An 11,429-nucleotide genomic window follows, 5' to 3' on the forward strand; every position below is an offset into this window, starting at 1 on the left:
GCGTGTGATCGAGCACACCGTCAAGGTCGGCGCCGTTGTCCTACCCGGCCATTCCCCGCGGGAGCGCCCGTCCCGCCGCACCGGTGTCGACGTCTCCTTGCCGCCTTGGTTACGCTCCCGGATCCAGCCATGACTCGCCCCGAGGATGCCGCACGCAAGACCATCGATGACGCGCTGACGACCGCCGGCTGGGCCGTGCAGGACAGGCGCGCGATGAACCTCGATGCCGCGCGCGGCGTCGCCGTCCGGGAGTTCCCGCTGAAGCGGGGACACGGCTTCGCCGACTACCTGCTCTACGTCGACGGGGAGGCGGTCGGCGTGATCGAGGCGAAGGAGGTGGGCACCACGCTCACCGGTGTGGAGGGCCAGACGGAGAAGTACTCCGCCGGCCTCCCGGATCTCCTGCCGGCTCCGGTGCGGCCGCTTCCGTTCCTCTATCAGTCCACCGGCGTCGAGACGGCGTTCACCAATCGCCTCGATCCCGACCCGCGGAGCCGCTGCGTGTTCCACTTCCACAAGCCGGAGACCCTGGGCGGCTGGATCAAGGCGGAACCGGTGTACCTGCCGCGCGTGGACGGGCGCCCCGATCCGCTCAGCCAGCGCCCCGCGTCCTTCCGCACGCGGCTGCTCACGTTCCCGGACGTGCCCGAGGCAGGCCTGCGGGCGGCGCAGGTGCGCGCGGTGCGCAACCTCGAGGTGTCGCTCCGCGACAACCGGCCCCGGGCGCTGATCCAGATGGCCACCGGCGCGGGGAAGACGGTCGCGGCGATCACCTCGATTTACCGGCTGATCAAGCTCGGCGACGCGAGCCGGGTGCTGTTCCTCGTCGACCGCGACAACCTCGGGCGCCAGGCGCTCAAGGAGTTCCAGCAGTACGTGACCCCGGACGACGGCCGCAAGTTCACCGAGCTGTACAACGTGCAGCGGCTCACCTCGAACAAGCTGGATCCTGTCGCGCGCGTCGTCATCACGACCATTCAGCGCCTGTACTCCATGCTGAAGGGCGAGGCGGACCTCCCGCCCGAGGCGGAGGAGCTCGGTCTGGCCAGCCTGAGCGAGATGCTCCGGGATCCGGTGCCGGTCGCCTACAACCCGGCGCTGCCGATCGAGGCGTTCGACGTGATCTTCGTCGACGAGTGCCACCGCAGCATCTACTCGCTCTGGCGGCAGGTGCTCGAGTACTTCGACGCCTTCCTCGTCGGCCTCACAGCGACGCCCTCGAAGCAGACGTTCGGCTTCTTCCGCCAGAACCTCGTCATGGACTACGACCACGAGCGGGCCGTGGCTGATGGCGTGAACGTCGATTACGATATCTACAAGATCCGCACGCGCATCACGGAGAAGGGCGCCACGGTCGAGGCCGGTCCGGAGGAGATCATCGGCCGGCGCGACCGGGAGACACGCAAGCTCCGCTGGGAGCGGCTCGACGAGGATCTCTCGTACGACGCCGCCGCGCTCGATCGCCGGGTGGTCGCGGTCGACCAGATCCGCACCGTGATCCGCACGTTCCGGGACAAGCTGTTCACCGAGATCTTCCCCGGTCGGCACGAGGTGCCGAAGACGCTCATCTTCGCCAAGGACGACAGCCACGCGGACGACATCGTGCAGGCGGTGCGGGAGGAGTTCGGCAAGGGGAACGAGTTCTGCGAGAAGATCACCTACAAGACGGGCACCGCGCGCATCGTCGAGAGGCGGCCCGGGCCGGGCGGCGAGGAGACCGAGGTCGTCACGTACAAGTCGAGCGGGGTGAACGCGGAGCACTTGCTCTCGTCCTTCCGCACCCGCTACAACCCGCGGGTCGTCGTCACGGTGGACATGATCGCCACGGGCACGGACGTGAAGCCGCTCGAGATCGTGATGTTCATGCGGGCGGTGAAGAGCCGGAACTTCTTCGAGCAGATGAAGGGCCGCGGCGCGCGCGTCATCCACCCGACGGATCTCCAGCTGGTCACGCCGGACGCGCGGACCAAGGACCGCTTCGTCCTCGTCGACTGCGTCGGGGTCTGCGAGAGGACGAGGTGATCGTCGCGGCCTTCTCGGACGAGGCGAAGGAGCGGGCGAAGGCGCTGACGAGCACGTTCGAGGCGTTCTGTGAGAAGCACCGGGACCAGATCGCGGCGCTCCAGATCCTCTACAGCCGCCCGCACCGGCAGCGGCTCAGGCCCGAGGACGTGAAGGCCTTGGCCGACGCGATCAAGGCGCCGCCGCGGCAGTGGACGCCGGAGGTGCTGTGGCGGGCCTACGAGACGCTGGAGCGGGACAAGGTCCGCGGGGCGGGGGCGGGGCGGCTGCTCACGGACGTCGTGTCGCTCGTGCGGTTCGCGCTGCACCAGGAGGACGAGCTTGTGCCCTTCCGCGACCGGGTGCAGGAGCGGTTCGAGCAGTGGATGGCGCAGCAGGCGAACCAGGGACGAAGGTTCTCGGCGGAGCAGCGGGCGTGGCTGGAGGCGATACGGGACCACATGGCGGCGAACCTGGAGATCTCGGTGGAGGACTTCGAGTATGCGCCGTTCGCGGGGATGGGCGGGGTGGGGAAGGCGGCGAGGGTGTTCGGGCAGGAGCTGGGGAAGGTGATGGAGGAGCTGAACGAGGTGCTGGCAGCGTGACGAAAGTAGAGCTGCCGACTGGATGGTCATGGACGTCACTGGCGACGATTGCGGATCTGAAGGGGGGCATCACGAAAGGACAGCGCCGTGCGCCGAGCCAGCAACTGCGGCTAGTTCCATACCTTCGTGTCGCGAACGTACAGCGTGGATATCTCGATCTTGATGAAGTCAAAGAGATCGAGGCTTCTGTTGAAGAAATCGATGAGCTTCGTCTCATGCCTGGAGATGTGCTCTTCAACGAAGGAGGCGACCGAGACAAGCTCGGCCGGGAATGGGTTTGGAGCGGTGAGCTTCCGCTCTGTATACATCAGAATCATGTTTTTCGTGCAAGGGTTCGCTTTGGAGTGATCCATCCAAGACTATTGTCCTGGTACGCTAACACGTGCGGTCAGCAGTGCTTCCTTGAGCACGGAAAGCAGACTACGAATCTTGCTTCGATCAACATGACGAAGCTTGGCGCGCTACCAATCCCAATTCCGCCGCTTCGTGAGCAGTCTAGAATTCTGCAAGAGGTAGAAAAGCACCTGTCGGGTATTGATGCCGGGGTGGGCTCACTCGAGCGCGTGCTCGCGAATCTGAAGCGCTACCGCGCGGCCGTCCTCAAGGCGGCATGCGAGGGCCGGCTGGTGCCCACCGAGGCCGAGCTCGCGCGGAAAGAAGGGCGCGAGTACGAGCCTGGCGACGTGCTGCTCCGGCGCATCCTCCACCAGCGTCGTGCCCGGTGGGAGGCGGAGCAGCTCGCGAAGATGAAGGTCAAGGGCCTGGTGCCTCGTGACGATGAGTGGAAGACGAAATACGCGGAGCCGAAAGGACCAGATGCGAGCAGGTTGGCGGAGCTGCCCGAGGGCTGGGTTTGGTCGACTGTCGAGCAGCTTGCGACGAAAGTTGTGGATGGGGTCCATAAGAAGCCCATGTACGTCGCTGAGGGCATTCCGTTTGTGACTGTTCGTAACCTGACGGCTGGCCCAGGGATAGACTTTGCTCGACTGCAATATGTAACGCGGGCAGATCACGTCGAGTTTTCGAAGCGGGCCAATCCTGAGCGAGGTGACTTGCTTATCTCGAAAGATGGTACGCTCGGTGTCGTAAGGCGCGTTGACACTGAACTGGAATTTAGTATCTTCGTGTCAGTCGCGCTTGTTAAGCCGTCCGTCAGAGAGCTTTCGTCTTACTTAGAACTTGCCCTGGCTTCCCCGCAGGTGCAGGCGCAGATGGTTCCCAAGGGCTCTGGGCTCGTACACATCCACCTGGAGGACCTGCGGCAGGACTGTATTCCGCTCCCGCCGCTGGCCGAGCAGCAGCGCATAGTTGACGAAGTCGATCGTTTGTTATCCGTGGTCACCGAGACCGAGAAAGCTGTCCGCGCCCAGCTCGCCCGCGCCCAGCGCCTCCGCCAGTCCGTCCTCAAGCACGCCTTCGAAGGCAAGCTCGTTCCGCAAGATCCCCACGATGAGCCGGCGAGCGTTCTGCTCGAACGCATCCGTGGTGGCCAGACCACGACCGAGCTCAAGAAGCCGCGGCGCAAGTCTACACGCCGGCATTCCTCGAACACGGAGATAGAGCCTTGACCTACTGGCTGGGCAGTTTCAACGGTACCACGTACGCAGAGTTCCAGAAGGCTGACGCCAAGGTGCTGGGGTTCCGCGCGGGCGCGCAGAACGAGGCCGCGTTCAAGCGGATCAAGCCCGGCGATACCATCATCGGCTACATCACCGGAGTTGCGCGCTGGGTCGCGGTGCTCGATGTCCTCGGGCCGAGCAAGACGAAGGCGAAGATCTGGAAGGACGACGTCTTCCCCCTTCGGCTCGACGTCCAGCCTCGGATCCTGCTCAAGCCGGAGCACGGCGTGCCTCTCGACGACCTGGAGGGCCGGGTGGACTTCTACGCGGACGCGTCGTTGAAAGGCACGTTCAAGGGCTTCCTGCGCAAGTCGCCGAACCGCTTCCAGCACGACAGGGACGGCGCGCTCATCGTAAAGCTGATCGAGAGCGCGCAGAAGAAGCCCGTGTTTCGCCCTGTCCCGGCCTGGAAGCTCGCACGGAAGCTCCGGTATTACGTCGAGCAAGGTGAGGGAGGACGTAAGATCGAGGCGCACGTCACCGTGCCCGAGCCCGAGGAGCCGCCGGCCCCGGTACAGGCCGCGCCGGAGGATGAAGGGCCCACAGCGACCACGCGGCACACGGAAATCCAGTGGACGCTCCTCACGCTCGGCGCCGAGATGGGCCTCGACGTGTGGGTCGCGCGCAACGATCGCTCGCGCACGTGGAACGGCAACAAGCTCGGCGAGCTGCCGCGCATGGTCCAGAAGCTCCCCACGCAGTTCAACGAGCCCACAACGCGGACCATCGAGCTCATCGACGTGCTCTGGCTGAAGGGCAACTCCATCGTCGCGGCGTTCGAGGTCGAGTGCACAACGTCGATCTACTCCGGCCTGCTCCGGATGTCGGATCTCCTGTCGCTCCAGCCGAACCTCGACATCAAGCTGTACCTCGTCGCTCCCGAGGAGCGACGCGACAAGGTCGAGCAGGAGATCCAGCGTCCGACCTTCGCGTTGCGCGAGAAGGCGCTTCCCGAGGTGTGTGGCTTCCTGCCGTTCAACAAACTGTGCGAAACCGTCGAGGGTATCCGTAAGCTCCAGCTCGCATCGTCACTCCAGCCGAACTTTCTAGAGAAGGTGGCAGAATACTTCGCTCAGGAGCCGGACACCTGACGTCCGCGTGCACGGCGACGCCAGGTTGCGCTATCCTCTCCCAGCTCCCGGCCGGTTCCGGCCGTGCCACAACCCTGAAGGTGCCGCCGTGCCCATCGTCCACCACGCCGTCCGTCTCTCCAGCCCCAGGGCCTTCGGCCGCCGTGTGCCCCCCGCCCCGCTGGGCGCCGCCTTGAAGCAGGTCGATGATGCGGTGCGACGCTCCGTGCTGATGGCCTTCGAGGGGCGGAGCGTCACGGCTGGGCGCCCACGGGCCTGGTTCGTCGCTGCGTGCGATATCCGGCTCGTCGACTTCGAGGGGAACGACGATACGACCTTGCACTTCGAGGCCCCGGAGCTGGGCGAGGCCGCCGCGGAGCTCTACCTCCAGACGGAGATGTGGCCGACGCGGCCTCCTCCCGGATGGACGGGGTTCGACGTGCTCGCCGGGGTTCTCCAGGACGTCGGCGCTGGCAACCAGGACAGCGAGCGCTTCGATCGGCCGCTGCTCCAGCATCTCGCTCACTTCGGCCGGCTGTTCGAAGCAGGCTTCGACGCGGTCCGGGTCGAGGAGCACCGGTCGGGCGTTCCCGGAGAAGCCGTGCTCGACCGTGCTACGGTCGCGACCGCGAGGAAGCTCAGCGCATCCACGCCCAGAGCCCAGGCCGTGCGGATCGCGGGACTGCTCGATATGGTCCGGGTGAGCACCCAGTCGTTCGCGATCAAGCTCGATGACGGAGAGGAAATCCGAGGTGTGCTCACCGGGGGGAGCGTCGATTCCGCCGGCGTGCTCCTGAACCGTCGCGTCCTGGTCCATGGCCGGGCGGTGTACCGTCCGTCAGGGCGCATCCTCCGGCTCGACGCGGAGAGGATCGAGGATGGACAGGGGGTCTCCGGCTTCTGGTCCAGGGTCCCCAAGCCCGTCTTCGGCCGCCGTATCGATCCGCGAGCTCTCCACAAACCGCAGACGGCTACCACCGGCGTCAACGCCGTCTTCGGCAAGTGGCCCGGTGACGAGACGGATGAGGAGTTCGACCAGGCCATCAGAGAGCTCTCATGACCGGGCTCGTGCTCCTCGATACTGTCGTCGTCCTCCATCTCGTGCGAGGAAACGAAACCGGCCGGCGGATCGACGCGGCGATGGGCCTCAGCGGGCGGGGGGCAGAGCGTCCGCTCATCTCGATCATCACGGTCGGTGAGGCGCTTGGCTTTGCGCAGCACCGCGGTTGGGGTGAGGACAAGACAGAGCGCTTGCGAGCATACCTGGAGCAGTTCATTGCGATCGACATCAACGACGAGAGCGTGTTCGATGCCTACGCCGCCATGCATGCCTATCTGATTCGAAAGGGGCGGAAGCTCTCCGATAACGATGTCTGGATCGCCGCATGTGCTCAGGCGGCGTCTGCGACATTGATCACGACAGACAAGGACTTCGATCCACTGCACGGCGAGTTCATCCAGCGCATCTACTTCGAATCGACAAAGGCTTCCTGAACGTGTCGAACCCCTCCGCCCAGATCGTCCAGAAGCTCTGGTCCTACTGCAACGTCCTGCGCGACGACGGCCTCTCCTACGGCGACTACGTCGAGCAGCTCACGTTCCTCCTGTTCCTGAAGATGGCGCACGAGCGCACGCAGCCGCCGTGGAGCCACAAGCCGTTCATCCCGGCTGGCTACGACTGGCCCGCGCTGCTCGCCAGGGACGGCGACGCGCTCGAGGTCCACTACAGAAAGACGCTCGACCACCTCGGCCGGCAGCCCGGCATGCTCGGGCTCATCTTCCGGAAGGCGCAGAACAAGATCCAGGACCCGGCGAAGCTGCGCCGCCTCGTGGCGGATCTCATCGACCGCGAGCAGTGGACGACGCTCGACGCCGACGTGAAGGGCGACGCCTACGAGGGGCTGCTCGAGAAGAACGCGCAGGACACCAAGGGCGGCGCCGGGCAGTACTTCACGCCGCGCCCGCTGATCCAGGCCATCGTCGAGGTCATGCGCCCGGGGCCCGACGACACGATCTGCGACCCGGCCTGCGGCACGGGCGGCTTCCTGCTCGCGGCGCACGACCACATCGTCAAGACGCACCCGAGCCTCACCCGCGAGCAGAAGAAGCACCTGAAGCTCGGCGCGCTCCGCGGCGTCGAGCTCGTCCCCGGCGTGGCCAGGCTGTGCGCGATGAACCTGCTCCTCCACGGCATCGGGCCGAGCGCCGACGAGGGGCAGCCGCCCGTCGAGACGCGCGACAGCCTCGCCGCCGATCCCGGCTCCCGCTACTCGATGGTCCTGACGAACCCGCCGTTCGGCAAGAAGTCGAGCGTCATGGTCCTCACCGAAGAAGGCGACGAGGCGCGCGAGGGGCTCACCGTCACGCGGGAAGACTTCTGGGCCACGACGAGCAACAAGCAGCTCAACTTCGTCCAGCACGTGAAGACCCTCCTCGCGATCCACGGGCGCGCCGCCGTGGTGGTGCCCGACAACGTGCTCTTCGAGGGCGGGGCAGGGGAGACGATCCGCCGCAACCTGCTCCACGATGGCGATGTGCACACGCTGCTCCGGCTGCCGACAGGCATCTTCTACGCGCAGGGCGTGAAGGCGAACGTGCTCTTCTTCGACAAGAAGCCCGCCAGCGAGAAGCCGTGGACGAGGAAGCTGTGGATCTACGACCTTCGCACGAACCAGCACTTCACGCTGAAGACCAACCCGCTCACGCGCGCTGATCTCGACGACTTCGTCGCCTGCTACAAGCCCGGCGAGCTGCACAAGCGACGATCGACCTGGTCCGAGAAGAACCCGACCGGGCCGTGGCGCGCCTACGAGTACGCGGAGCTGATCGCCCGGGACAAGTGCAGCCTCGATATCTTCTGGTTGAAGGACGAGAGCCTGGAAGCGTCCGAGAACCTGCCGGCGCCGGACGTGATCGCCGGGGAGATCGTGGAGGATCTGCGGGCCGCTCTCGAGCAATTCGAGGCCGTGGAGGCCGATCTGAGGGCGCGAGCATCGGCATCGACTGGAAGTAACTCGCCATGACGAGCTCCCTGCGGCATCACGCGCGCTCGCCGTCGTGTTGGCGCCGTGATCGATCCGTCTGAGGGGTCGCGTCGCCACCAACCTCTCGTGACGTGATCGCCGCGTCCCCGGCACCGCACCTCTCACGACCTCCACCCCACGGCCTGTTCACGTGAGTCATCATCGTAAGTGAAAGCACAGCTGTGCGCGATTCGCCTCGCCGTGGAACACGCGATGATGAGCACGCTCGCCAGCGTGCCTCGCAAGGCCTCCGCGCCCGCCGTGCGCCGCCGCCGCGATCGCGCCGCCGCCGCGCGAGGGCCCTTCCCCCGGACGCGTCGCCAAGGGTAGATTTCGCCTTCTCCGCTCACAAGGAGATGCGAGCCTGATGGAATCTGCCCCCGACGCGTTGCTCGGCGACCTCTTCTCCCGTTCTCCCGATCTGCTCTTCATCGCGTCGGCCGAGGGGGCGCTGCGCCACCCGAGCGGCGGGCTGCGCGAGGCGCTGGGCCCCGGCGTCGAGGGCGGCGCGCGCCTCGCCGATCTCGCGCACCCGGACGATCGCGCGGCGCTCGACGCCGCGTGGTCCACGCTCCTCCAGGGCGACGCGCCCGTCTCCTTCAGCGTCCGCCTGCGCGACGGCGGCGGCGCCTACCGGCGGCTCTCGTGCAGCGCCAGCCGGTCGTCCGACGGCAGCGCCGTCCTCGGATCGCTCCGCGCCGCGCCAGCGGTCGCCCCGATGACCGAGCAGGAGCTGAGCACGCTCCGGCTCAAGGCGCGCATGCTCGACGGGCTCGCCGAGCACGTGGATCCCTTGACGATCTGGGCGCTCGACGGCGACGGCATCTACCTCTATCACGACGGCAAGGCGGTCGCGAAGGCCGGGTTCACACGGGGGCAGCACGTCGGCAGCAGCGTGTACGACCTCTATGGGGCCACCCCGGAGGCCGCCGCCGAGATGCGGAAATGGTACGACGGCCAGGTGCGCCGCGGTCGCGGCGAGGCGCACGGCGCCGACTGGGACAACTGGCTCATCCCGCTCCGCAGCGAGCCCGGCGGCCGCGTCGACGGCGTGCTCGGGGTCTCGCTCGACGTGTCGGACGCCAGGATCGTCGAGAAGGAGCTGCGCATCCAGCTCGACCAGATCGCGGCGCAGCAGAAGGTGATCCGCGATCTCTCGACGCCGATCATCGAGGTCTGGGACGGCGTGCTCACGCTCCCCATGGTCGGCACGGTCGACAGCATCCGCACGGCCGAGGTCATGGACAGCCTGCTCGCGCAGATCGTCGAGAAGCGGGCGCGCTTCGCCATCCTCGACCTCACCGGCGTCGAGGTCGTCGACACCAGGGTCGCGAGCCACCTGATCCAGCTCATCACCGCGATCCGCCTCCTCGGCGCCAGCGGCATCGTCGCCGGCATCAAGCCGACCGTCGCCCAGACGATGGTCGCGCTCGGGCTCGACCTCTCCCAGCTCAACACGCAGCGCAACCTGCGCGCCGCGCTCAACTACGCCATCCGGTCCATGAGCCGCGCCGAGGGCGCCTCCCTCGCCCCGAGCCCGGCGCCGATCAAACCCCCGGCGCCCTGAGCGGCGCTCGGCTCACTCGTCCACGAGGTCGAAGACGATGCCCCCCTGCGTCTTGATCCGGTGAGTCGACCGGTTCGCGCTGTTCACGGGGGAGGGGGTCAGCGGGTTGGGCGCAGCGCCCACGATGACAGGCCGATCGGGATCGCCGTTCACGAACGCGATCAGCACCTCCGTCCCCGGCTTCAACGGAAAATGCGTGCCGTAGTTCGCCCCGGCGTGGTTCTGGAGCATGCGCACCGGCCTCGACGGCGTGCCCCCCGCGGACGCCGTGTCGAAGAGGAACCGGACCATGTACCTGCCCTGATCGTCGATCTGCGCGTTGCTGCTCCCGCCGCCCGGCCCCGCTTCGACGATGGCGGTGACGACCCCGCTGATCCGCGGCGTCGGCGTGACGCGCGGCGGACGGTACGTGTTCGCGGCCGGGATCGCCCGGAACGTGTTCACGTAGCGCTGCGGCTCCTCGGCGCCACGGCCGCCGGCGGCCTGCGACGCGCGGTGCTCCACCTCGACGACGAGCAGGTCGAGCGGCTCGAGGCTCGGGTGCCCCTCCAGCACCGACCGCGCGCCCGCGGAGAGCGCGCACACCGAGCTCCTGCCCGTGTAGACGAGCTGCGTCGCCTGCCGCTCCTCGGCCCGGATCTGCGCCAGCACCTTGCCCTCGGCCGGCGTCTTGTAATGGCCGCCGAACTCGACGACGCCGCCCGCATACCCGGCGGGCAGCTCGTGCTGCGACGTCAGATCGAGCATCGGTTGCCGGTAGTTGTAGTCGCGGGCCACATACACGCTCGGGACGAGCCGCGACCTCGCCTCGATCTCGAAGACGTCGCGCGTCTCCCCGCGCTCCCGGAAGTGGACCGACGCCGCGCCGGCCGTGGGCTTGAACCCGCCGGCGTCGTCGGTGAAGACCATCGTGTCCTGGCCGTCCTGGTGCTCGAAGAAGAAGCTGATCCCGACGTGCTCGGCCAGGCGGGAGATGAAGGCGAAGTCGGTCTCCTGGTACTGCACGACGAACTCTCGCGGCGGGTAGCTGGCCATCAGCCGCAGATCCACGTCGCTGCCGCTCAGGCCCACGAGCTCGAGCTTCTGCTGGATGAGCTCCGGCACCGCCTTGTTCATCGACGTCTCCGTCGTCTCGACCAGCGTCAGCCGGTAGGCGCGCGGGACGATGCGCAGCCGGTACCCCCGGTGCTCGAGCATGCTCGCGAGCAGGTCGTGGACCTCCGCGACCATGCCGTGGATGCGCCGCAGCTCGACCCCGTCCTGCTCGAAGACGATCGCGACGTTCTCGCCCGTGAACGTCTGGCCGTCGACCGCGGCCTCGCTCGGGCAGACCACCTCGACGTCGAACGTGAAGAGCTGCGAGATCGCCTCGCGCCCCGACAGCCTGTTGACCTGGAGGATGTCGGACGAGAAGCCGGCGAGCTCGAGTCGAATGTCCAGCGAATCGGATCGGGTAGTCATCGTCGCAGCTCCATCCACCGTGCCGCGGGAGAGGGTCTCCTGCCGCGGGGCGCCCGCGTCCCGGGCGCCCCGCGCGCGCGCCG

Annotated in this window: 9 protein-coding genes; 8 read left to right on the forward strand and 1 reads right to left on the reverse strand. The window is 67.2% G+C overall.

The features are described 5' to 3' along the window. Positions 1-129: 129 nt before the first annotated feature. From WMF24_RS45320 to WMF24_RS45355, 8 genes are all read left to right on the forward strand, one after another. Positions 130-2,022: a type I restriction endonuclease subunit R gene (locus tag WMF24_RS45320; protein WP_437733704.1), complete on the forward strand. Its 1,893-nt coding sequence runs from the start codon at positions 130-132 to the stop codon at positions 2,020-2,022. Then, positions 2,019-2,606, forward strand: a complete 588-nt coding sequence (locus tag WMF24_RS45325) for a type I restriction-modification enzyme R subunit C-terminal domain-containing protein (RefSeq protein WP_437733705.1) — start codon at positions 2,019-2,021, stop codon at positions 2,604-2,606. Before WMF24_RS45320 ends, WMF24_RS45325 begins: the two co-directional genes overlap by 4 nt. Then, complete coding sequence (locus WMF24_RS45330) at positions 2,603-4,174, forward strand: restriction endonuclease subunit S (RefSeq protein WP_437733706.1); 1,572 nt, start codon at positions 2,603-2,605, stop codon at positions 4,172-4,174. The genes WMF24_RS45325 and WMF24_RS45330 overlap by 4 nt, the downstream gene beginning before the upstream one ends. Next, complete coding sequence (locus tag WMF24_RS45335) at positions 4,171-5,316, forward strand: hypothetical protein (RefSeq protein WP_437733707.1); 1,146 nt, start codon at positions 4,171-4,173, stop codon at positions 5,314-5,316. The genes WMF24_RS45330 and WMF24_RS45335 overlap by 4 nt, the downstream gene beginning before the upstream one ends. 88 nt (positions 5,317-5,404) lie before the next feature. Then, on the forward strand, positions 5,405-6,355 hold the full coding sequence (locus WMF24_RS45340; RefSeq protein ID WP_437733708.1) for a hypothetical protein: 951 nt from the start codon (positions 5,405-5,407) through the stop codon (positions 6,353-6,355). Continuing rightward, on the forward strand, positions 6,352-6,789 hold the full coding sequence (locus tag WMF24_RS45345) for a PIN domain-containing protein (RefSeq protein ID WP_437733709.1): 438 nt from the start codon (positions 6,352-6,354) through the stop codon (positions 6,787-6,789). Before WMF24_RS45340 ends, WMF24_RS45345 begins: the two co-directional genes overlap by 4 nt. Positions 6,790-6,791: 2 nt before the next feature. Next, positions 6,792-8,318 (forward strand): N-6 DNA methylase, encoded by a 1,527-nt coding sequence (locus tag WMF24_RS45350; RefSeq protein ID WP_437733710.1) that lies wholly within the window; start codon positions 6,792-6,794, stop codon positions 8,316-8,318. A 367-nt stretch (positions 8,319-8,685) separates the two neighbouring features. Beyond that, positions 8,686-9,885, forward strand: coding sequence for an STAS domain-containing protein (locus WMF24_RS45355; RefSeq protein ID WP_437733711.1), 1,200 nt, complete (start codon positions 8,686-8,688; stop codon positions 9,883-9,885). Between the two features lie 12 nt (positions 9,886-9,897). On the opposite strand, the gene WMF24_RS45360 is transcribed toward WMF24_RS45355, so the two are convergent. Further along, positions 9,898-11,346: a type VI secretion system Vgr family protein gene (locus WMF24_RS45360; protein ID WP_437733712.1), complete on the reverse strand. Its 1,449-nt coding sequence runs from the start codon at positions 11,344-11,346 to the stop codon at positions 9,898-9,900. Positions 11,347-11,429 lie beyond the last annotated feature (83 nt).

This window comes from Sorangium sp. So ce1335 (assembly GCF_051521615.1).
Lineage (GTDB): Bacteria > Myxococcota_A > Polyangia > Polyangiales > Polyangiaceae > Sorangium.

Excerpts from the sequence above, each read along its gene's own strand:
- WMF24_RS45355 (WP_437733711.1), top strand. The coding sequence starts at position 8,686 with ATGGAATCTGCCCCCGACGCGTTGCTCGGCGACCTCTTCTCCCGTTCT.
- WMF24_RS45345 (WP_437733709.1), top strand. The coding sequence starts at position 6,352 with ATGACCGGGCTCGTGCTCCTCGATACTGTCGTCGTCCTCCATCTCGTG.
- WMF24_RS45360 (WP_437733712.1), bottom strand. The coding sequence starts at position 11,346 with ATGACTACCCGATCCGATTCGCTGGACATTCGACTCGAGCTCGCCGGC.
- WMF24_RS45320 (WP_437733704.1), top strand. The coding sequence starts at position 130 with ATGACTCGCCCCGAGGATGCCGCACGCAAGACCATCGATGACGCGCTG.